The 24157-nt window shown below is 44.0% G+C and carries 16 protein-coding genes; 14 read left to right on the forward strand and 2 right to left on the reverse strand.

The genetic code is table 11. The annotated features are described in order from the left end of the window. Positions 1 to 28: 28 nt before the first annotated feature. Entirely contained in the window at positions 29 to 874 is an 846-nt protein-coding gene (locus tag MKS89_RS07665) for a CvfB family protein (RefSeq protein ID WP_072957923.1), read from the forward strand. Positions 875 to 1021: 147 nt separating this feature from the next. On the opposite strand, the gene rsmF is transcribed toward MKS89_RS07665, so the two are convergent. Next, the gene (gene rsmF, locus MKS89_RS07670) at positions 1022 to 2449 is read right to left on the reverse strand and encodes a 16S rRNA (cytosine(1407)-C(5))-methyltransferase RsmF (RefSeq protein WP_072957920.1); all 1428 of its coding nucleotides are present in this window, start codon (positions 2447 to 2449) and stop codon (positions 1022 to 1024) included. A 290-nt stretch (positions 2450 to 2739) separates the two neighbouring features. On the opposite strand from rsmF, the gene MKS89_RS07675 reads away from it, so the two are divergent. From MKS89_RS07675 to rmf, 13 genes are all read left to right on the forward strand, one after another. Continuing rightward, positions 2740 to 3225 carry a GAF domain-containing protein gene (locus MKS89_RS07675; protein WP_072957917.1) on the forward strand — a complete coding sequence of 162 codons (486 nt, stop codon included), beginning with the start codon at positions 2740 to 2742 and terminating at the stop codon, positions 3223 to 3225. A 90-nt stretch (positions 3226 to 3315) separates the two neighbouring features. Further along, a complete protein-coding gene (gene proQ / locus MKS89_RS07680; protein ID WP_072957915.1) occupies positions 3316 to 3927 on the forward strand; it encodes an RNA chaperone ProQ in 612 nt (203 codons plus the stop codon). A gap of 17 nt (positions 3928 to 3944) precedes the next feature. Next, complete coding sequence (gene prc, locus MKS89_RS07685) at positions 3945 to 5951, forward strand: carboxy terminal-processing peptidase (protein ID WP_072957912.1); 2007 nt, start codon at positions 3945 to 3947, stop codon at positions 5949 to 5951. A 244-nt stretch (positions 5952 to 6195) separates the two neighbouring features. Then, positions 6196 to 6864 carry a hypothetical protein gene (locus MKS89_RS07690; protein WP_072957910.1) on the forward strand — a complete coding sequence of 223 codons (669 nt, stop codon included), beginning with the start codon at positions 6196 to 6198 and terminating at the stop codon, positions 6862 to 6864. A 219-nt stretch (positions 6865 to 7083) separates the two neighbouring features. Beyond that, the gene (pepN, locus tag MKS89_RS07695; RefSeq protein ID WP_072957907.1) at positions 7084 to 9687 is read left to right on the forward strand and encodes an aminopeptidase N; all 2604 of its coding nucleotides are present in this window, start codon (positions 7084 to 7086) and stop codon (positions 9685 to 9687) included. 61 nt (positions 9688 to 9748) lie between these two features. Beyond that, positions 9749 to 9967: a DUF2835 domain-containing protein gene (locus tag MKS89_RS07700; RefSeq protein ID WP_072957905.1), complete on the forward strand. Its 219-nt coding sequence runs from the start codon at positions 9749 to 9751 to the stop codon at positions 9965 to 9967. Positions 9968 to 10119: 152 nt separating this feature from the next. Then, positions 10120 to 14967: an NAD-glutamate dehydrogenase gene (locus MKS89_RS07705; RefSeq protein WP_072957903.1), complete on the forward strand. Its 4848-nt coding sequence runs from the start codon at positions 10120 to 10122 to the stop codon at positions 14965 to 14967. Positions 14968 to 15013: 46 nt separating this feature from the next. Next, a complete protein-coding gene (gene pyrD / locus MKS89_RS07710) occupies positions 15014 to 16024 on the forward strand; it encodes a quinone-dependent dihydroorotate dehydrogenase (RefSeq protein WP_072957900.1) in 1011 nt (336 codons plus the stop codon). A 178-nt stretch (positions 16025 to 16202) separates the two neighbouring features. Continuing rightward, entirely contained in the window at positions 16203 to 16739 is a 537-nt protein-coding gene (locus MKS89_RS07715; RefSeq protein WP_072957897.1) for a cell division protein ZapC, read from the forward strand. Positions 16740 to 17166: 427 nt separating this feature from the next. Then, complete coding sequence (rlmKL, locus tag MKS89_RS07720; RefSeq protein WP_072957895.1) at positions 17167 to 19296, forward strand: bifunctional 23S rRNA (guanine(2069)-N(7))-methyltransferase RlmK/23S rRNA (guanine(2445)-N(2))-methyltransferase RlmL; 2130 nt, start codon at positions 17167 to 17169, stop codon at positions 19294 to 19296. A 217-nt stretch (positions 19297 to 19513) separates the two neighbouring features. Next, positions 19514 to 21460 carry an ABC transporter ATP-binding protein gene (locus tag MKS89_RS07725; RefSeq protein WP_072957892.1) on the forward strand — a complete coding sequence of 649 codons (1947 nt, stop codon included), beginning with the start codon at positions 19514 to 19516 and terminating at the stop codon, positions 21458 to 21460. 2 nt (positions 21461 to 21462) lie between these two features. Then, on the forward strand, positions 21463 to 23151 hold the full coding sequence (locus tag MKS89_RS07730; protein ID WP_072957890.1) for a DUF3466 family protein: 1689 nt from the start codon (positions 21463 to 21465) through the stop codon (positions 23149 to 23151). Between the two features lie 172 nt (positions 23152 to 23323). After that, the gene (gene rmf, locus MKS89_RS07735) at positions 23324 to 23497 is read left to right on the forward strand and encodes a ribosome modulation factor (RefSeq protein ID WP_072957999.1); all 174 of its coding nucleotides are present in this window, start codon (positions 23324 to 23326) and stop codon (positions 23495 to 23497) included. Between the two features lie 134 nt (positions 23498 to 23631). Here rmf and fabA read toward each other — a convergent pair whose 3' ends face one another. After that, on the reverse strand, positions 23632 to 24150 hold the full coding sequence (gene fabA / locus MKS89_RS07740; RefSeq protein WP_021020321.1) for a bifunctional 3-hydroxydecanoyl-ACP dehydratase/trans-2-decenoyl-ACP isomerase: 519 nt from the start codon (positions 24148 to 24150) through the stop codon (positions 23632 to 23634). Positions 24151 to 24157 lie beyond the last annotated feature (7 nt).

A 24157-nucleotide genomic window follows, 5' to 3' on the forward strand; every position in this document is an offset into this window, starting at 1 on the left:
TCTGCAAATTTGAGATGAGAGCTATTTGATGATTAATATTGGACAAATCAATCAGCTAGAGATTTTACGGGAAACGGACTTTGGTGTGTTTCTCGATGCCAAAGATTATGGCACGGTCATGTTGCCGAAGAAGCTGATGCGTCAACCGGTTGAGATTGGTGCATCAGTGGATGTTTTTTTGTATTTCGATTCTGACAGTCAGCTTGCAGCAACAACGGAAACGCCGGTTGCTTGTGTTGGTGAATGGGGCATGATGAAAGTGGTTGGTGTCAATCAAACGGGTGCTTTTGTCAATTGGGGAATTCATGAGAAAGATCTATTGATTCCTTTTAGTGAACAGCGTGGACGGCTTACCGCTGAACAATCCATTTTGGTTTATGTTTATATAGATAAAGCCTCCGGACGGATTGTCGGGACAACGAAATTCAATAAGTGGCTGGATAAAACACCGGCTTCGTATACCCTGAATCAGAAAGTTGATTTGTTGGTCGCAGAACGTTCCGCTTTGGGATACAAAGTGATCATCAATGGCCAACACTGGGGAATGCTGTTTCAGTCGGATGTCTTTGGCAAAGTGTTTGTCGGTAAAAAACTGAAAGGGTTTGTGAAACAGATTCGTGATGATGGCAAAATTGACATTTCCCTGCAAAAGCTTGGTGTTGCAAAACTTGATGAATTGAGTGGCAAAATTATAGAGCAGCTCCGTCAAAAAGGTGGTTTTTTGCCGCTGGGGGATAAGTCTTCACCAGAAGCAATTTTCGACGCTTTCCGGACCAGTAAAGGTACCTATAAAAAGACAATTGGCCAGCTTTATAAACAAGGTATGATTGAGATTGAAGCCAATGGTATTCGATTGGTTGATGATGCTGAATAAACGCATCGAATCTTAAGTGTTTGCTGTAAAATTAAGCCCGATCCAGCGTTGGTATCGGGCTTTTTATATGGAACTGATGTGAGTTAACTTGAATGTCAGTTAAAATCGATGTCCGTTAAAACAGACGTTTATTAAAACAGACATGCGTTAAAACAAATTACCATCTCTTACCAGCTCCCTTGGCAGGCTATTTTTAATCCGGTTACCGACCCATTTCCCCAGTCCAAGAAAGACACCTTGATATTGAACCAAAACTTCGCCTTGGCCGGCTTCAGTCTGTTCCGGACGAATATCTTTGCCCATAAACCATTGGCGAGCGTCTTCCAGTGAGAGAGTGATCGCTTTGGTTTCATGTCCAGATGTCAGAGCGGTTACAACTTGATGTTGCCAGCGATAGCCTTTTTTGTGTGCTTCAGCCAGCTTGATGCCCATCCGGGAGAATTTGAATCGGCCGATCATCGGCTCTAAAGCTTCAGGAAAGAGCCATACTTCATTATCACGAAGCCAAATCCGACTGCGTGCCGGAAGGTCAATATCCAGTGATTGCTTTAACGCCTCACTGATACTCTGGCACTGCTTGTGAGTTGCTTTACTGAAGGGAAACTTTCCGAGCCGTTTTGTGATTTGAGGTGTCGGCACGGAAGCCGTTTTACGGATGCGAGCAACAAAGAAACCTTCACAGTCATAAATTTGCGGGAATATATGTAGGAAGCCTTCTTCGGTCAATGCTGATTGAGCTTGTGGAAAGAGGGATGCTAAAGACTCAAATGTGACGGCGTCACCAAAAACTTGTTTCAGATGATAACAGATATTCTGGTTTTCCTCTCGACTCAATGTACAGGTTGAGTAGACGAGAATGCCTCCCGGTTTTAAAGCGTAGAAAGCACTTTCAATCAATGCTTTTTGCGTCTCGGCAATTGCTGCAATCGATGCCGGGCTCCAGTTTTTCATCGCATCCGGATCTTTGCGTACCGTACCTTCTCCGGAGCAAGGCGCATCAATTAATACCGCGTCAAATTGCTCGGGAAGCCATTCACCGAAAACCCGGCCGTCAAATGTTGTGAGAGCACTGTTTCTGATACCACATCGTTCAATGTTTGAGTAGAGGGCTTTGGTCCGACTGGCGGAAAACTCGTTGGCAACAATAATGCCTTCATTATTCATGAGAGCAGCAATCTGAGTTGTTTTCGAGCCCGGTGCTGCTGCCATATCCAATACTGATTCAAAAGCTGTTTCCTGCTGATGAAATAATGCACTGACAGGCATCATTGAACTGGCTTCCTGAATATAAAACAAGCCGGTCATATGTTCGAAGGTATTACCTATTGGTGTAGTAAAATCTTCCGGCTCAACCCAAAATCCCTCCGGACACCAAGGAATCGGGGTCAGGCGCCAGCCATTTTCTTCGGCACGCTGGCAAAAATCAGCAACAGATATTTTCAGGGTATTGACGCGAATACTCTTGCGCAGCGGTCGCTGACAGGCGGCAATAAAATCATCCATCGTGAGTTGAGATGGCAGTATCTGTTCAATCGTCCGCAGAAATTCATCCGGCAAATAAATATTCGTGTGCAAAATAACTCTCTCAATTTAACGTTCAATTGCAGGGAAGCGCAGCATTATATACACAAGTCATATTAAGATACAGAATCAGACGTCTTCTTGTCTGTTTTCCAACCCGTTTATCAAAGAGGTGACGTCCGATGGCGGTGTAAATTCTACCCACGGATATGGATGTATTTGCATCAACACAATATGAATGTTAGTTTTTGCTTGTATTATCAATCATTCAGCGATAAAACGGCTCATTTTAAAGCAATGTTTATTGCAATGATTGAACAGATTGCATGACAACGGAAAGATTTATGGAACTTGAACAGTATCGACTTTTAACAAAACAGGCCGTGACATTCATTGGTTCTGAAACCAACCTAGTGGCTAACTTGGCAAATTTATCAGCGCTTCTGAATATGGAAATGACCGACATCAACTGGGTGGGGTTTTATCTGTTAGAAGGTGATGAACTCGTATTGGGGCCGTTCCAAGGTAAACCTGCTTGTATTCGAATCCCTGTCGGTCGCGGTGTCTGTGGAACTGCGATTGAGACGAATAGCGTCCAACGGATTGATGATGTGCATGCATTTGACGGGCACATTGCTTGTGATGCCGATAGCCGCTCCGAGTTGGTGATCCCTTTTTCGATTCACGGTCAATTGCGTGGGGTATTGGATATTGACAGCCCGAGCAAAGGACGATTTTCCGAAGTTGACGAACAAGGTCTAACAGAAATGATGGATCAGATAGAAAAGCTGTTTAATTCACAGACTAACGAGACATTATTTACAGTCTGACGGTGGTTTTTCCGATTCAGAACACTATAATACCCGAACATTGATATCTTCATGTCTTACGGAATGAAACCGTAGTAACCAGGAACCCACATGGAAAACACTGAAAAGTTAAAAAACAGCAAAGAAGTCATTGCATATATTGCTGAATGTTTCCCAAAATGCTTCACATTAGAAGGTGAAGCTAAGCCACTGAAAATTGGTATTTTTCAAGATCTTGTTGAACGTCTGGAAGGTGATCCGAAGGTGAGTAAAACTCAACTTCGTGCAGCATTAAGACAATACACCTCTTCATGGCGTTATCTGCATGGGGTAAAGCCTGGTGCCGAACGAGTTGACTTAGATGGGAATCCATGTGGTACATTAGAACAAGAACATGTCGAACATGCCCAGACTACGCTGGCCGAGAGTAAGGCAAAAGTTCAGGCTCGACGCAAAGAAAAACAGAAACAAGAAAAGAATAATGCACAGCCTAAAACTAGGAAGCCAAATCCTAAGGCAAAAACGGTAAAACGTGCTCAGGAAAAAACTGTACCAGCCCGGGCGTTGAATGCTGATGAACTAAGTGTGGGTCGTCAGGTCAAAGTCACCATGGGTAAAGGCAACATGGCTGCGACCATTGTTGAGATCAATAAGGAAGATGTGCGCGTACAGCTTGGAAATGGCCTGCAAATGGTCATCAAAGCGGAGCACTTAAGCGCATAAAGGAGAGCCTCCTACGCATGAAATGCCGTTCGAAACTGACACTAATTGCTGCTGGCCTTTGGCTGGCAGTTTCTTCTGTTCAAGCCTCTGCACCTTTAATCCGTGAATCGGATCTCCCTGTTCTTACTCCCGAAAGCCAACATTCGCTTGCGACGGAACGGATTAAGAATAAGTTTGTGCAGTCTCACTATAAGCATATTTATTTGGATGATGCTTTTTCCAAAAAGATATTTCAGCGTTATCTTGGTCTGCTTGATTACAACCGTAATATTTTTACTCAAAAAGATATTGATGGGTTTAAACAGTGGTCAGTTGAATTGGACGACCAACTGAATGCAGGCAACGACCAAATTGCGTTTGATGTATACAACATCTCCGTTAAAAAACGCTATGAGCGATTTCAATATGCGCTTTCATTACTGGATCATGAGATAAAATTTGATACCAATGAATCGATTGAATTAGATCGCTCGAAAGAAGCATGGCCGAAGAATCAGCAGGAATTAGATGATTTATGGCGTAAGCGGGTGAAATATGATGCGTTGAATTTGAAATTGACCGGAAAGAAATGGCCGGAAATCAAAGAGACGCTGACGAAACGCTATAATAATGCAATCAAACGCTTGACGCAGACACATAGTGAAGATGTCTTTCAACTGTTTATGAATGCTTTTGCGCGTCAGATTGACCCGCATACCAGCTATCTTTCCCCGCGTAGCGCAGAACAATTTAAGTCTGAAATGAATCTGTCGCTGGAAGGGATCGGTGCCGTGTTGCAAATGACGGATGATTACACCATCATTCGTTCATTAGTCGCTGGCGGACCGGCAGATAAAAGCCACAAACTTGCTGAAGGTGATCGTATTATCGGGGTCGGTCAGGAAGGTAAAGCGATCGTTGATGTGATTGGGTGGCGTCTGGATGATGTCGTACAACTGATCAAAGGGCCGAAAGGTACCGTGGTTAAACTGCAAATCCTGCCGGAAGGCAAGAACGCCAAAAGTCACGTTGTCACAATCACACGAGATAAAATTCGTCTGGAAGATCGGGCTGTTAAGTCAAAAGTGATTGAACGAGACGGCAAGAAAATCGGGGTGCTTGAAGTACCTAGTTTTTATGTCGGACTTTCCCGGGATACCGATAAACTGTTGACTGAATTTAAGCAGCAGCATGTTGATGGCGTGATTGTTGACCTGCGTAATAATGGTGGTGGTGCGCTGACTGAAGCAACCGGATTAACGGGCTTATTTATTAAAAAAGGACCGGTGGTTCAGGTACGTGATAGTCGCGGGCAAGTAAACATCAACAGCGATACGGATGGCAAGAGTAGTTATGACGGGCCTTTAACGGTATTGATTAACCGCTATAGTGCTTCTGCTTCTGAAATTTTTGCCGCAGCCATGCAAGATTATGATCGCGCAGTGATTCTCGGAGAAAACTCTTATGGCAAAGGGACGGTTCAGCAACATTACTCGTTGAATAGTATTTACGATTTGTTCAGTGAGCCATTGGGATATATCCAATATACCATCCAGAAGTTTTATCGCATCAATGGCGGTAGCACTCAGGATAAGGGCGTAGCCCCTGATATTGCATTCCCGACAGCCGTCGATCCGAGTGAAACCGGTGAAAGTGTTGAAGATAATGCATTACCTTGGGATAGCATTAGTCGCGCTGATTACACGCAAGTGCATCACTATCAAAAGCTGATTCAGGCACTGAAAAAACGTCATGAAAAACGCATTGCCAAAGATATGGAGTTTCAGTTTATCGAGCAAGACATTGCGAAGTATAAACAAGAGAAAGAAAATGAGAATTGGCTTTCTCTGAACGAAGCTGTCAGACGTCAGGAGACTGACGCTGCGGATGCACTGAAATTAAAACGAATCAATTTGCGCCAGAAGCAAGAAGGCCATAAGCCTTATGCCAAGTTCGAAGATATTCCGAAGGACTATGTTGCTCCGGATGCTTATTTGGATGAAGCCGTCGCAATTACCGTTGATATGGTCAATATTGGTTCTTAATTTCGTCATTTTTTGACTTCTATAGATAAACGCGCTTTTTTAAAGCGCGTTTTCTTTTTTTTATCTGCCTCATACTGTCAATCTCTGTCTTTTGGCATCCCTAGGGGTTGTTGACCTTTTGTGGTTGAATTTTGTTCAATCTGAACGAGTCTTGCTCTTTGTTGCGGCCTAGACAATCATGGAATTGTTCGCTTTATCAGTATATGGATTCTAAGCTTAAAGAAAAAAGTGAGGAGAATATCTGATGCGAAATGTGAAATGGTATGTCGCTATCCTCAGTTTTATGTGTTCTGGGAGTGGATTGAGTTCCAGCCATAAGGACGATCTCACTCAGTTCAATTTTCCTTTTTTGATCGGTGAGTGGTATCTGGTGAATCCTGATCCTGAAGACCCGCATCAGGATTTTATGTCCATCCATATGACTCTGAGTTCCAGTTATACATTTGCCGTTCAGGTAAAAAAGCGGGATAGTTCAGTCGAGTATTGGGAAGGTGGATATACAGCGAGCCAAGATACATTAATGCTTGGCACTCACGCTCTTGAACCACAAATTTATACCTACCAGACAACTCATAATCGACTGATGTTAAATGGGGTTACTTTCTTCAAAGCACTTTCTCGCTCTCTGGTCGGCTATTGGCAAAGTGAATATCTATCGGGAACGGAGTTGGATGTAGTCGGTGTGACACGAATTCAGCTGATTCTACAACCTGATTTCTTATTTTTTATTCGTTCTGTTGATGGACAAGGCAATGAAGCCGTTCACCGTGGTGTCTACTATACCGAAAACGATCATCTGGTTTTATTGTACGATCAGGGAGAACACGATACCCGTTTTCAAGTCAGTGCCGATCAGCTTACGGTTAATTTTGAACATGGCGCAATGGTTGCGGTGTTGAATCGAGTTGAGTAAGTCTGGGAGCTTGTTGATGAGTATATGAGTCATATTGCTATACAATAAGATAGGAACATCAGCACATCGACAGATAATCTTGTTCGGTCATTGAGAATTATATGAGAATCGCCTAGAGTAGCTTTATCTATAGACGCGAAAGACGTTCTATATCTCTGACAAAACCTATTTCCATATATTCTGGAAAAGTTTTATATTGTTAACGCAAAAGGATTCAAGATGGCAAGTACGCTTCAAGCCAAATATCGTAAAGATTATCAATCGCCTTCTCATACGATCACAGATCTCAATCTCACATTTGACCTTCATGAAAATCAAACCCGCGTCGTCGCCGTATCTCAGGTGAAACAGTTACAAGAAAGCAATCAATTGACGCTCGATGGTGAAGCCCTTGAGTTGGTGAGTGTTCAGGTCAACCAGCAACCGTGGACCGATTACCAGGTTGTCGAAGCCGGCTTAGAATTGAGTAATCTTCCTGCTCAATTTGAACTACAAATAGAGACACTGATTAATCCAGCAGAAAATACAGCGCTGGAAGGTTTATATTTATCTGACGGCGCATTTTGCACACAATGTGAAGCTGAAGGGTTCCGCCGAATCACTTATTATCTCGATCGCCCTGACGTGCTAGCGCGATATACCACCACAATTATTGCCCCACAAAATTATCCTTATTTGCTCAGCAATGGTAACAAAGTTGCGCAGGGGACAACCGATGAAGGAAAATCTTGGGTCCGCTGGGAAGATCCGCATCCAAAACCTTCATACTTATTTGCGCTGGTGGCTGGTGATTTTGATGTGCTTCGCGATTCTTACCAAACCGTATCCGGCCGAGATGTTGCACTTGAAATTTTCGTTGATAAAGGCAACTTAGATCGCGCACATCATGCGATGCGTTCGCTGATCAACGCGATGAAATGGGATGAACAACGATTCGGGTTGGAATATGACCTGGATATCTATATGGTCGTAGCCGTTGACTTTTTTAATATGGGCGCGATGGAGAATAAAGGGTTAAATGTCTTTAACTCCAAGTTCGTCTTAGCCAATGATCAAACCGCGACCGATACTGATTATCTCGGTATCGAGGCTGTGATTGGACATGAGTATTTTCATAACTGGACGGGGAATCGCGTCACTTGCCGGGATTGGTTTCAACTCAGCCTGAAAGAAGGGTTGACCGTTTTCCGTGATCAAGAGTTCTCTTCAGATTTAGGCTCTCGGGCTGTCAATCGTATTCATAATGTTCGTATTATTCGCGGACCACAATTTGCCGAAGATGCTTCACCGATGTCACATCCGATTCGTCCGGATCAAGTGATCGAAATGAATAACTTCTATACTTTGACGGTCTATGAAAAAGGCAGTGAAGTGATTCGTATGATTCATACCTTACTGGGTGAAAGCAATTTCCAGAAGGGGATGAAACTCTACTTTGAACGTCATGACGGCACCGCTGCAACTTGTGAAGATTTCGTCGCGGCAATGGAAGATGCATCGGGCGTTGATTTGCAACAGTTCCGTTTATGGTACAGCCAATCGGGAACACCGGAACTTCGAGTGAGCGGTGCTTATGATCAAGCCGCGCAGACGTTTACACTCTCAGTGAAACAAAACACACCACCGACAGCCGATCAAAAAGAAAAGCAGCCACTTCATATTCCTCTTGCTATCGAACTCTATGACGTAGCGGGAAACATTATTGAGTTACGGTGTAACGATAAAAAAGTATCAAATGTTCTGAATGTCACCCAAGAAGAGCAGACATTTGTGTTTGAGTCGGTTAGTAGTGAGCCAATCCCTTCGCTGCTGCAAGAATTTTCAGCGCCGGTGAAACTGGTTTATGACTATCAAGATGAAGCATTAGCATTTTTGATGATCCACGCGAGAAATGAATTTGCTCGCTGGGATGCCGGACAAATGCTGATTGCGAAGTATATTCGCGCCAATATTGAGCGAGTGCAACAGGGATTGTCAGTTGAGTTGCCTGTATCGGTGATGGATGCTTTCCGTGGGGTATTGCTCGATCCATCTTTGGACCATGAATTTATTGCCGAAATGTTGTCACTGCCAAATCATAATGAAGTGTCAGGTTGGTTTGAAACGGTTGATGTTGATGCGATCTCGTTGGTATTGAAAGCGATCAAAAATGCTTTAGCACAAGAGTTACAAGATGAATTTTCAGTATTCTATCACTCGTTGAAGCAAGATGAGTACACCATTGAACACGCTGCGATTGGCCAACGTTCTCTGAGAAATACTTGTTTATCCTATTTAGCATTGACGGAACAAGGGGATGCATTGGTGCGTCGGCAGTACCAGGATGCCAACAACATGACCGATACAATCGCTGCCATGACGGCGGCAAATCAGGCTGAACTTCCGTGCCGCGAAACATTAATGGCTGACTATAGTCGTCAGTGGAAACACGATGGTCTGGTGATGGATAAATGGTTTGCGTTACAAGGAACCAATCCGGCAGAAGATGCACTGGTGGTGATTCAGAAAACCATGAACCACGAAGCATTCACGCTGAAAAACCCGAATCGTATCCGGAGTTTGATTGGTTCATTCCTGAATCAGAACCCTGCGCGTTTCCATGACCAGTCTGGGAGCGGCTACCGTTTTGCCGGTGAAATATTACAGCAACTGAATGCGATTAATCCGCAAGTCGCTTCACGTCTGATTGATCCGTTGTTGAAATATAAACGTTATGACGCCGTCCGTCAGAAATTGATGAAGCAAGAGTTAGAAGCGTTACTCAATATGGATAATCTAGCAAAAGATCTCTATGAAAAAGTGACCAAAGCGCTGGAAGCTTAGTCGTATTATCATTAGTTAAAATGAGGAAAGACCGTGGCAAGGCCACGGTCATTATTCGCTGATGAAATATTTTTATTTTTCTCTTTATATTCCCTATCAGGAATACCTTGCACATTACTCCGGTTCGGCAAGTCATATTGTTGTGAAAACGGACAATGGACTCACACTTCAACTTCCCGCAACACATTTTCGTTCTTATTTGACTCAGTTTGGTTTGAAAGGCAGATTCCGTCTCACGACTGATGCACAATATAAATTTCAGCACCTTGAATTAATTTGACATTTACGTAACACATTCTCTCTTTTGTGATACGAATTAGTTAATTTTTATCAAAACTGCTTCACAATTCAGTTGTTTATTTTACAAAAATATTCTCTTTAACGCATAAACTAACAAAAATAACAGGCAATTCAGTAATAGATGAGGTTTCTATGGGCTCCCACGATACATTACAGCCAGTTTTAGTTGAGAAAGTATACCAACTGATCCAATCAAAGTTCGATTCTGAACAACATTCGGTCGTCAAGCAGTTGGCGCAGCATCTTTTTAATAACGTTTCACAGGATGACCTGATTGATCGAACGGAGTCCGATCTCTATGGTGCGGTCATTAGTCTTTGGCATCATTTGAATGAAGCTCAAGTTACTGAACAATCCGTCAAAGTTTTTAATCCGGTGGTCAGCAAACATGGATGGCAATCCACACATACAATTATTGAAGTCGTTGTTCCCGATACGCCTTTTTTGGTCGATTCAATTAAAATGGTTCTGAATCGCCTTGATCTGGCCTGCCATATCATGCTGCATGGTCCCGCTCAGATTCAGCGTGATGAGAATAATAAAATTATTTCAATTGGTCATCATAAGGGCGAGCTGCATTCGATGTTTCACATCGAAGTTGATCGATTAACGGATAGCCAAAAGATAAAACACCTACGTGATGAAGTCATCCGAGTGATTGCAGATACTGTATTGGTTGTCAGAGACTGGACGCCGATGGTTGAACAACTCAATCGTGTTATTCAGCAACTGGAAAAACAGAAAAAGCAACTGCCAGTTGATGAAGGACGATTCTCAGAAACGATGGAGTTCTTACATTGGCTCGCCAATCATAATTTCACGTTCATGGGTTACAAAGAGTACGATTTGATTGATACCTCGGAAGGCGGGGAGCTTAAACCAACCGATGATGTTGGACTGGGACTTTTTTCTGATCCGAAGCGGGTCAGAGGTGTCAAGCTCTCCGATTTTTCTGATTCCGCACGTTTGGAAGCAACCAAGCCATTCTTGTTGATCATGACCAAAGGGAATGGTCAGTCTCGGATCCACCGTCCGGCTTATACCGACTATATCGGGATCAAAAAGTTTGATAAAAACGGCAAAGTGATCGGGGAGCATCGTTTTACTGGTTTATACACTTCAGCGGTCTATAACCAAACGGTTGAAAGTATTCCGTTGATCCGTGATAAAGTCCGCCGGATCCTTGCTGCCAGTGGCTATCGCGAGGGGGCTTATTCTTATAAAGCGTTACACAATATTCTCGAAAATTATCCACGGGATGAACTGTTACAGGCCAATGAGGAAGAGTTGCTCGAAGTCGGTATGGGCGTGGTTCAGATGCAGGATCGGGATCTGTTGCGGTTATTTGTCCGCAAAGACCCGTTCGGACGCTTCTTTAGTTGTATGGTTTATGTCGCGAGAGACCGACATACGACTGAACTGAGGAAAAAAACACAAACGGTGCTTGCTGATTATTTTGAATCAAATCAACCCGTTGATTATACAGTATATTTCTCAGAAAGTCCGTTAGCCCGAACGCATTATATCGTGCGGGTTGATAACAATAATATGGATATTGATGTGAAAAGAATAGAGCAGAACTTGATGGAAGCATCGACCAGTTGGGATGATCGGTTATCTGAAGCCATTGTTGCAAATTTAGGTGAGAGTAAAGGACTACCACTTTCAAAAGAGTATATGCGAGCTTTTCCTCGCTCTTATAAAGAAGCCATGATGCCAAGTACGGCTGTCGCGGATATCGAACGGCTGGAGTCCTTAAGCGAATCGCATAAATTAGACATGCTGTTCTATCGCCCACAGGAAGAAGATCGTCACTCCAAAGTGGTCAAGCTGAAACTCTATCATCGGGATGAACCGATTCATTTATCCGATGTCATGCCAATGCTTGAAAATCTCGGGCTTCGAGTGATTGGTGAGTCTCCTTATGAAGTTGATAAAACCAATGGGCAGACTTACTGGATTCTTGATTTCTCTATGCTACATAAAACTGATATGGCGATTGATATTCGTGAATCAAGAGATCGTTTCCAACAGGCTTTTGCTGCGATTTGGCAAGGGGAGCTCGATAATGACGGATTTAACCGTTTGGTATTGAGCGCTTCACTGACGGGAAGAGAAGTTTCTATTCTGAGATCTTATGCTCGGTATATGCGGCAGGTTGGCTTCCCGTTCAGTCAACAATATATTGAAGATACACTTAATCATTATCCTCAGTTGGCTAAGGGGCTCGTCGCTCTGTTTAGCGCGCGTTTCAATCCGGCTTTGGATGAACAGAAACGTATCCGGGCATTTGAGAAATTGGTGAATGAGCTTTCAGCCCAGCTTGAAGATGTTGAAAGTCTTGATGATGATCGAATTTTACGTCGTTACATGGAAATGATTCAGGCCACACTCCGGACGAATTACTTCCAGACGGATGAGCAAGGGCAGCCGAAACCTTGGTTGTCGATGAAACTGAGTCCGCGGGATATCCCTGATATTCCAGCACCGGTTCCTGCTTATGAGATTTTTGTTTATGCACCGGATGTTGAAGGCGTCCATTTACGCGGCGGTAAAGTTGCTCGGGGTGGATTGCGTTGGTCGGATCGACTCGAAGACTACCGCACAGAAATTCTGGGGTTGGTCAAAGCTCAGCAGGTGAAGAATACCGTGATTGTACCTGTGGGAGCCAAAGGCGGCTTCATCTGTAAAAAACAATACTTGTTTAGTAACCGCGATGAAATTTTTGCGGAAGGACAACGATGTTATCGCCAGTTTATTCAGGGACTGCTGGATATCACAGACAATATTAAAGAAGGGGATGTTGTGCCACCGGCCCAGGTAGTTAGACATGATCCTGATGATCCGTATCTGGTGGTCGCAGCAGATAAGGGGACGGCAACATTCTCTGATATTGCTAATTCTGTTTCACAGGCATATAGCTTCTGGTTAGGAGATGCATTTGCATCCGGTGGTTCAAACGGCTACGACCACAAAGCGATGGGTATCACCGCGAAAGGTGGTTGGGAATCGGTTAAACGTCATTTCCGAGAGTTAGGGATTGATTGTCAAACCTCCGAGTTTACCGCGATTGGGATCGGTGATATGGCCGGTGACGTATTCGGTAACGGGATGTTGTTATCACAACACACTCGTTTGTTGGCGGCCTTTAACCATCTGCATATTTTCTTGGATCCCGATCCGGATCCTGCACAAAGTTGGCAGGAGCGGGATCGTTTATTCAAGATGCCCAGATCATCATGGGAAGATTATGATCAGAAGTTGATCTCAAAAGGGGGTGGGATCTTCTCGCGTAAGGCGAAATCAATCACACTGTCACCGGAAGTCCGAACCATGCTGCAAACGGATCAAAAACGGCTGGCTCCGAATGATTTGATCCGTTTAATTCTGAAAATGGATGTTGATTTGCTGTGGAATGGGGGAATTGGTACTTATGTGAAATCCTCCCAAGAAACCGATGCTGATGTCGGTGACCGAGCCAATGATGCTGTGAGAATTAATGGCGCTGATTTGCAGGCTAAAATTGTCGGCGAAGGCGGCAACCTCGGGATGACGCAGTTAGGGCGCATCGAATATTCATTGAAGGGGGGACGCATCAATACTGATTTTGTCGATAATGTCGGTGGTGTTGATTGTTCGGATAATGAAGTCAATATCAAAATCTTCCTGAATACATTGGTTGCACATGGTGAGCTGACGATGAAGAAGCGCAATCAGTTACTGCAATCAATGCAGGATGAAGTGGGAGAAATTGTTCTCGCTGATGCTTATCAGCAGGCCGAATCGATTTCGGTGACTGAAGTGCAAGGTATCTCTTTGGTCAAAGAGCAGATTCGCTTTATTCATGCGCTCGAAAAGAGCGGTGCTTTGGACCGGGCGCTGGAATATCTACCCGATGATGAAACCCTGTTGGAGCGTGAAAAACAGGAAGTAGGACTGACTCGTCCTGAACTGTCTGTTCTGATTGCTTACGCGAAAATGGTGTTGAAGGAGCAGTTGGCGGATGAACGTATTGCCAGTGACAATTACCATGCGACGCAGTTGATTCAATATTTTCCTTCTGAGTTACGCCGTAACTATGCTGAGTTACTTCCGACGCACCCATTGCGGATCGAAATTATCGCAACGGCACTAGCGAATCAAATGGTCAATGAAATGGGCTGTAATTTTGTCTCTCGTTTACAGGATGAAACCGGAGCCGGTGTTGTTGAGATTACCAATGCTTATTGTGCGGCTAGAGATATCTATAACCTTGACCATATTATGGAAAAAATTCGGGTGCTGGATAATCAGGCTACCACAGCGGCACAATATGAAGTGCTGGGGGTTGTCCGGCGATTTTTAAGACGTTTGTCCCGTTGGATTCTCCGCAATCATATGGGTAAAAAATCGGTTAATGAACTGATCGAACTTTATAAAGAGGATGTGCAGCAAATTGCGGCACATCTGGATGAGGCGTTGGTTGGCAGAGAAATCAGTGATCACGATGCGCTTGCTAACCGCTGGATCGGACAGGGAATCGATGACGATATGGCACATTATGTTTCCCGCCTTTCCAGTCTCAATTCTGCATTGGATATTTGTATCGTCGCCAGAGAGAAAGGGATTACAGTTCAGCAAACAGCGAAGCTATATTTCCACCTTGGTGTACGTTTATCGCTGCACTGGTTCTTAGAGCAAATCAATCATCAGGCGGTTGATAATAATTGGCAAGCTTTGGCTCGTGCTGCATTCCGGGAAGATCTCGATTGGCAGCAGCGTCAGTTAACATCTCAGGTTCTTTCTTGTGCTTGTCTCGGAGATTCATTTGATGAGCTCGCATTACTGGAACAATGGATTGAAGCCAACCAGGTAACCTTGCAACGGTGGGAGAATATCCTCAACGAATTTAAAGTCGGCGCTGTCCATGAATTTGCCAAATTCTCAGTGGCACTCAGGGAGCTGACATTATTAAATTTGAATTGTTCGGCAAATGAGTAAATAATAAGGCCCCGTTTGTACGGGGCTTTTTTCTTTCGGAGGCACAATGCTTTACCGTATCGCCAGAAGTGGCTTTTTCCAATTGGATGCCGAGAAGGCACATGATCTTGCAATTCAAAATTTTAAACGTTTCACCGGCACACCTCTTGATCTCCTTTACCGCCAGCATTTACCGCATCGTCCGGTCGAATGTATGGGCCTGATGTTCAAAAATCCGGTTGGATTAGCGGCAGGGCTGGATAAAAACGGAGAATGTATCGATGCATTTGGTGCTATGGGATTTGGTTTTGTTGAAGTTGGCACGGTAACACCAAAGCCACAGCCCGGGAATGATAAACCTCGACTGTTCCGATTGGTCGAAGCGGAAGGGATCATCAATCGGATGGGATTCAATAACCAAGGTGTTGATCAACTGATCGAGAATGTCAAAAAGTCAAACTATGATGGCGTTTTGGGGATCAATATTGGTAAGAATAAAGATACTCCGATTGAGAAAGGAGCGGATGACTACTTGATCTGTATGGAGAAAGTTTATCCATATGCCGGATATATAGCTGTCAATATCTCATCACCCAATACACCGGGACTGCGTTCGTTGCAGTACGGAGAAGCGTTGGATGAACTACTGACGTTATTAAAAGCAAAACAAGCTGAATTAGCGAAGCTGCACGGTAAGTATGTTCCGCTTGCACTGAAAATCGCACCGGATTTAAGTGATGATGAACTCGAACAGATCTGTCAGTCTTTGCTGCGCAACAATATCGATGGTGTGATTGCAACGAATACGACGCTGGATCGTTCAATTGTGGCAGGCATGAAACACGCCAATGAGGCGGGTGGTTTGAGTGGTCGTCCAGTGCAACTTCGAAGTACCGAAGTGATTCGTAAATTATATCAGGAACTGGGAGAGCAGATTCCAATCATTGGTGTTGGTGGTATTGACTCTTATGTTGCTGCCAAAGAAAAACTGCTGGCTGGTGCTAAATTGGTGCAGGTCTATTCTGGTTTTATTTACCATGGGCCTGGTCTAGTAAAAGACATCGTCAAAAATTTATAGTCATCTGGTAATATTGCACTGATTTGCACCAAATCAGCCTGAAATATTCGAGAGGAAATGAGTATTCATTTCCTCTTTTTTTTTCTCTTTTCACTTTTAGAATGATATTGATTCGTTGGTAAACTGCTCGATCAGGGCACGAGTATCATAAATGATCCGTATTGAAAAGAGTTGTAATATGCTGAAACCGAGTGATAAATGGAACTGGTATTTTTGTGATAGAGAAGGCCACTTAATGCTCGATTTGGGAAACGAGATGGTTTTTAAAACCCTTTTACCCAAAAAGCTGCTTGTTACTTGCGCTTTTACTTCTGGTCAGTTCACAGTTGATGATGCCAGTGATTACCAAGTGTTTAAAGAGAGTGTTGCGTGTCTGGATTTGTCTGAACCCAGAAAAGTTGAACTCATTCTAAACTGTGTCGCAGCGAAAAGATTTCATAAACCCGTTCAACCGAAAAGCTGGTTCTTTGATCTCCAGAATGCTGAAACCGTCCCGCATGTCGGGGGAATAGTCCAGCTGAAGAACAGAATGAACGCTGGTCGCTTTATTGTTCTGGAAGTCGGTGAATATGCCAGTTTATGCGCTAGCATTGAACTGGAGGCATTTACACTGGCTCCGGGTAAAGAACTCAAATATGGTCAGGCTATCAAAGTTATGCATGACCGTATGGAGTACGTGAACCTCGGTTCACAACCTGTAGCCTTAGTTGGCTAGTGATTTCCATTCGTATTTTGTTCCTTTTTTTATTTCCTATCGGCTGAAAGGCCGATTTTTTTTGTCTTAAAATCTTGCAACCAACCGCCATGCTATCCAGATGGAAATCTCAACTGTGAGATTCATCCATAAATTTCGATAAATTCATCATCAATGCGATAGCGAAAATCACTGTAATGATGACCTTTTGAATACAAGAGTTCCTCTTTTGGGGTATTTTTGTAATAAATTTACATTGTAAATAAGGTTCTGGTATAGACCAATTTAAGGGTGAATAAATACTCACTTACTGGAAATGCATTGGTATATAAGGGAAGAAAAAATGGCGACTTTCAGAGCAGAAAAAGAAAAATTCCTTGGTTTGATTTACCCAAATAGACGAATGTCAGGTATAATTGCGAGCCAATTTTCAGAGTAAAGACCATCGATGCATCAGTATTTAGCCACGACTTCAATCGGACTTGAGAATCTATTAGCAGAAGAGTTGAACCGCTTAGGTGTTAGTGATACCCAAGTCGTTCAGGCCGGTGTCCGGTTCCGCGCCACCAATGAAATAATTTATCGTTGCTGCCTTTGGAGCAGGATCGCTTCACGTTTTATCCGAGTTCTCTCAGAGTTTTCATGTCAGGATGATATGGATCTTTATCTCTCGGCATCAGCGATTCGGTGGAGTGATTACTTACAACCATCGGGAACGGTGATAGTTGATTTCAACGGCACCAATCAGTCGATCCGCAATAGTCAATACGGGGCGGTTAAAGTAAAAGATGCGATCGTTGATCATTTTACGAAAAGAAACTTACCTCGACCGACGATCAGTAAAGATCGTCCGGATCTTCGGGTACATGTCCGTCTGAATAAAGAAAAAGCCATCATGGGGATCGACATGGTTGGGGGAAGCTTGCATATCAGAGGTTATCGGACCGAAGCTGGTGCTGCACCTTTGCGAGAAACGCTGGCGGCAGCGATGATCATGCGTAGTGGTTGGCAAGGTGATATTGCGTTGATGGATCCAATGTGTGGATCCGGCACGATCGTCATTGAAGCGGCGATGATGGCTGCAGGTATAGCTCCCGGTATCAATCGGGCTCATTGGGGATTTCAGTCTTTGCCTGACTATGAACCAGAGCTTTGGACACAAGTCAAAACACAAGCCAGTGTTCAGTCGAAAAGGGGAATCAAACAAGTCTCAGTACCGATCTATGGTTATGACTATGATGAAAAGATGCTGAATCTGGCAAAAGAAAACGCACGTCGTGCCGGTGTTCGTGATCTAATCGAATTTCAATCGATGGATGCTGCAAAGTTACAGCGTCCGGTGTCTTTTCAGGCTGGCTTGATTATTTCTAATCCACCTTATGGGGAGCGGTTGGGGACGGAGCCAAGTCTCATCGCATTGTATGCTTCGTTAGGTGCGCAACTGAAATCTGAGTTTGGCGGATGTAAGGCGATGTTCCTTTCCAGTTCTGACGAGTTATTAAGCTGTTTGCGGATGCGGGCTGATAAACAATTCAAAATGAGAAATGGTTCGTTACCTTGTCACTTAAAAATATATGCAATTGCTGAGCGAGATGAGAGCCAGCGGCAGTTGGCAAGTCAGGAAGTCGCTGCCGATTTTGCCAACCGTTTACGCAAAAATATTGCAAAAATCACCCCATGGGCAAAACGAGAACAGCTTGATTGTTATCGCGTCTATGATGCTGATCTTCCCGATTATAATGCTGCAATTGATGTGTATGGCGACCATGTGGTTATTCAGGAATATGCGGCACCAAAATCAATTGCACCGGAGAAAGCCAAACGGCGTCTGACCGATATGATTCGGGCAACAACGCAGGTGATGGATGTCGATGCAAATCATATTGTCCTGAAAGTGAGAGAAAAACAGAAAGGACACGCGCAGTATCAGAAAATGTCCACCAAAGCTAAAACCTCGCAAGTGCAGGAATATGGCGCCCGGTTTATTGTTAATTTATATGACTATCTCGATACCGGTTTGTTTCTCGATCATCGATTGACACGCCGTCGTCTGGGAGACATGGCAAAAGGTCGGGATTTTCTTAATTTGTTCGCATATACAGGAACAGCGACGGTCCATGCGGCATTGGGTGGCGCAAAATCAACCACGACGGTTGATATGTCCAAAACGTATCTGGAGTGGGCGAAAGAAAATATGGCTCTCAATCGGCAAATTGGGCGTCAACATCGCTACGAGCAAGCGGATTGCCTACAATGGCTTGAGCAAGCGAAAGGACAATATGATTTAATTTTTATTGATCCTCCGACATTCTCAAATTCGAAACGAATGGCAGCGACATTTGATGTTCAACGTGATCATATTCATGTCATGCAACATCTGAAACGCATTCTACGTCAGGATGGTGTCATCGTATTCTCCAATAATAAACGGCAGTTCAAGATGGATATGGAAGGTATGGCCGCATTGCAGCTCTCTGCGGAGAATATCTCATCACAAACATTGCCTTTAGATTTTAAACGGCATCAGCAAATCCATAACTGTTGGCTTATTCGTCATCGCGAAGCAGATACGGAATAATTGATATCTTGCTTCATTTCTCGATAACATACAGCGCGATAATTTTATTTAGTGAGCAGGCTGACCGAAAATCAGCCTGCTTTGTTGGTCAGTCAATGATGATGACTGAAAAATAAGTGCAAACTATAGTGACGCTGTCACGATTGGCATTTAGCTTTCAGAGATGAGTATCAAAGTGACCGTTATATTTACAGCATTCAAGATTGGTTAGAAGCATATGGCATTAATAAGCATTCATAACGGGTATTTAGCATTTGGTGATCATCCGTTGCTGGATCATATGGACTTTTCTCTGCAGGAAAACGAGCGGGTCTGTCTGGTTGGCAGAAACGGTGCGGGCAAATCAACGTTAATGAAAATTCTCAGCGGAGAGATTCATCTGGATGACGGCAAAATGACCGTAACGCAGGACGTCGTGGTTTCCCGTTTGGAACAAGATCCACCCAGAGATCAGGAAGGGACGGTATTTGAGTATGTTGCGGATGGTCTGGCTGATGTCGGCCAACAACTTCAGAACTATCAAGAATTGCTGACGTTGATTGAACGTGATCCGAGTGAAAAAAATATTACCCGACTCGCGCAAGTTCAGGAACAACTGGATCATAATGGCGGATGGCGTTTTGATGAACGGATTAAAAATGTTTTGGCTTCGTTAAATCTTGATGGGCAGACTTTATTAACCGATCTATCCGGTGGCTGGCAGCGGAAGGCCGCACTGGCCCGGGCATTGGTTTGTGAACCTGACGTATTGTTGCTTGATGAACCGACCAACCATTTGGATGTTACGACGATTGAGTGGTTGGAAAATTTTCTGAAGGATTTCAAAGGGTCAATCATCTTTATTTCGCATGACCGCAGCTTTATTCAGTCGATGGCGACCCGGATTGTCGATTTAGATCGCGGACAGCTTGCTTCATTCGAGACGGGTTATGAACAATATCTGACGGAGAAAGAAGAGCTGCTACGTGTTGAAGAACTGCAAAATGCTGAATTTGATAAGAAGCTCGCTCAGGAAGAAGTTTGGATTCGTCAAGGTATTAAAGCCCGTAGAACACGTAATGAAGGGCGGGTGAGAGCATTGAAAAAACTCCGCCAAGAGCGCAGTGAGCGACGTGATGTTCAGGGGAAAGTGAACTTACAATTAGATGATACGGTTCGTTCCGGCAAGATTGTCTTCGAAGCTGAAAATCTTTCGTATGAAATTGATGGCCGAAGTATCATTGATAATTTTAGCTTTAATGTTATGCGTGGCGACCGAATTGCCTTGATCGGGCCAAATGGTTGCGGTAAAAGTACATTGTTAAAATTGTTATTAGGTAAAATTCAGCCGACTCATGGCCGCTTACATTGCGGTACAAAACTGGAAGTTGCTTATTTTGACCAGTATCGAGAGAAACTGGATCCTGAAAAAACCGTGATGGATAATTTAGCTGACGGTAAGCAGGAAGTGATGGTTGGTGGGCGTCCACGCCATGCTTTAAGTTATTTGCAGGATTTTCTATTTTCTCCGAAGCGGGCAAGAACGCCAGTGAAAGCGCTATCTGGCGGAGAGAAAAATCGATTATTGTTAGCCCGAATCTTCCTCCGCCCGAATAACCTTTTGGTGCTGGATGAACCAACGAACGATTTAGATATCGAGACATTGGAACTTTTGGAAGATTTACTTGCCAACTATCAGGGTACATTGCTTTTGGTCAGCCATGATCGTCATTTTGTGGATAATACAGTGATGACAAGCTGGATTTTTGAGGGCAATGGCCAGATTGAAGAGTTTGTCGGCGGATATCACGATGCGCAGCAACAGCGGCAGCAAGTATACGCGGCAAGAAATGAAGTCATAAAGCGCCAAGCGTCAGAGCCGGATGTATCTCTGGTGCAGGCAGCGGGCGCTTCAGTGAAAACAAATCCACCTGCGAAGGTCAGTAAAGGTAAAAAATTATCTTATAAGCAGCAACGTGAACTTGAGTCGCTTCCGGAACAGCTCGAAGCTTTGGAACAAGAGATAGAAACACTCCAGACGCAAGTAAACGATGCTGATTTTTTTTCGCAGGGTGTTGAACAGACTCAACCCATTTTGGAACGATTAGATGCCGCGGAAAAAGAACTTGAGCAGGCATTTAACCGATGGGAAGAGCTTGAAGCATTACAACAGGACAGTAAATAATAATGACACCAATCAAGACGAAAATATCACTTTTAGCCTTTTCTGTATTTGCAGCGACGCAGGCTCATGCTGCTCTTTATCAAATTGTTGAAGTGACGCCCCCCGTTTCTTCAAATAGTTACCAAAGTGCATTTGGTGTCGCAATTCAGCCTTCTACGGATGATAGTAATTCAGCCACTAATTTTAATAGTTGTTTTCTCGCGAGCTCGATTGGTGGGACGGCTTGCTCTGGTTTTAATCTTGCCGGAGAAACACGAATTCAGAAAACAATGGCTGGTGAAGCGGTTGATGGGATCAGCTATCGAGAAGAAGTACCTTTCGGGATAGATAATGCTTTCTCTTATGCTCAGACAGAGAATGATTTGAAGAATTATTGTTCGAACGAGTTGCTTTACTCAACTTGTGATGTTTGGGGAGAATCCCATTGGGCGGAGTGGCAGCGAGAGCTGACCGGTGATAATACTGTTAACGCAATCGCCTTTGTTGAAGGCGGTTCTGTCTTTAGTAGTCAAAATACCGTGATCAACAGCTTAACAACCAGTTCTAGTCCGATTGGTATTCAACTGTCGACAGGGAATAGCCGTCAGACGGTCACTGCAATTGCTGATGTAACACCGACAGGAACAACATTTGATAAATCCCGAGCCTGGAAAACCGATGGTACTTTCACTGTTGGGAGTGTATCGAACAATCAAACCAACACTTTTGGTAACTATTACCGTTCTAACGCTGCGATTTGGGGCAGTAATGGGGTGGTGGTCAAAATTGGTTGGGGATCCGGTGTCAATCAGGAGAAAGATCAGCGCCTTGCTCAAGGCAGTATGCGTGACTTTGTGGTCAAAAATGGGAACATTTATGGCGTCGGTTATAATACCTACGACAGCGATAATAATTTTATGAATGCGACAGTCTTTCAGGTGGCTACAGGCAATTATGCGACAGCAGCATCGTGGAAATCCACTGAGATTAATGACGCAAAGACTGAATCGGGCAGTGATCGAATCTATAGTCATACTGTTTTGACTGCTGTTAATGACAATCTGGTTGCGATTGGCGAAGCGAAACGGGCGGGAAGCCGGCCATCCGGTGGTGCTGCTGCAAATCGTTTTTTTGTCGTGCCTGATGTCAGTGTCGTATCACCATCGGCGCAGTTTATCTCTGACAATATTTCGTTTTCCGGTGCTGGTGGCCGTGCGAATGCGATCAATAACTTTAATGAAATTGTTGGTCAGGTCGATACGGAATCCAGTCGTGAAAGTAGTGGTAAGCCGCGACGGAAACGTGCGTTTATCTATCCGTATAATGCAACCGGTAGTAACGCCACACGGATGGGCATTTTCGCCAACCGTCCTTGGTTACTGGATGATTTGACCAATGGTGGTAATTTCTCTGCGAATAACAACCAATACCGTATTCTCAATGCATCCGATATTAATGATGCCGGCGTGATTGCTGCAACTGCGATTAAGTGTAGTGGCGGATATGATTCAACCGCTCACAATGCAACATGTGGTAATGGTGGACGGACAGAGACAACGGTTGCGGTAAAGCTCATCCCGATAGAGAACGCAACCAGCAGTGACATCAGTGCCAGAGGGCAGGAGTCAAATCCAACGAAGCGGAGCGGTGGTGCTTTGGGTAGCGCAGGTTTGACACTACTGACTCTGCTTTGGTTCCGTCGAAAATGGTGAGTTTTGTCAATAATTGGAATGAGTCACAGATTTAGATTTGCACCTATTTTGGCCTCTTTTTATGCTTGAGTCTGATTCCTAATTGAGCGATTCTTAGAGGTGTGGTCATAAAAAAGCCACATCGTTGTAACAGTTATCAGTTAATGAATCGTTAATGTATGAGGACTTTACTATGAAGAGACAAAAGCGGGATCGTCTGGGAAGAGCACAGTCTCAGGGGTACAAAGCAGGGTTAAATGGTCGTTCTGTGGAGGAGTGCCCTTACCAACAGATGGATGTTCGCTCCTATTGGATGGGCGGTTGGCGCGAAGCCAGAGATGACAAGAATGCAGGTCTCTATAAATAACGAAACATTCCACATACACTGAGAAGTAGCCCCTGTAGACAGGGGCTTTATTATATACTTCTCATGCACTATAACTAATTTGTTTAGATAAACAAAAAACGGTCCGTTCACGAACCGCTTATATTAAATAATAATTAAAAAGTTGATGTATCTTGGAACAGGCCAACTTTCAGATCCTTGGCCACATAAATTTCTTTACCATCAACTAATACTCTACCATCCGCGACACCCATAACCAGTTTACGGTTGACGACACGCTTCATGTTAATTTCGTAAGTGACTTTTTTCGCCGTTGGCAGAATTTGACCGGTAAATTTCACTTCACCGACACCTAAAGCTCTGCCTTTACCTTTGCCGCCAACCCAGCCGAGGAAGAAGCCGACAAGTTGCCACATCGCATCGAGTCCTAGACAGCCGGGCATCACTGGATCACCAGGAAAATGGCAGTCAAAAAACCATAGATCAGGAGTAATATCAAGCTCAGCCAGAATCAAACCTTTACCAAATTCACCTTCTGTCTCAGACATCTTGGTTACACGATCCATCATTAACATATTGGGAGCTGGTAATTGTGGATATCCTGGCCCAAAGAGTTCGCCTCTGCTTGATGCCAGAAGGTCGTCACGATTATAAGACTCACGTTTATTTTGCATTATTTAT

Origin of the sequence: Vibrio gazogenes, from assembly GCF_023920225.1 — a bacterium.
Taxonomy (GTDB): Bacteria; Pseudomonadota; Gammaproteobacteria; order Enterobacterales; family Vibrionaceae; genus Vibrio; species Vibrio gazogenes.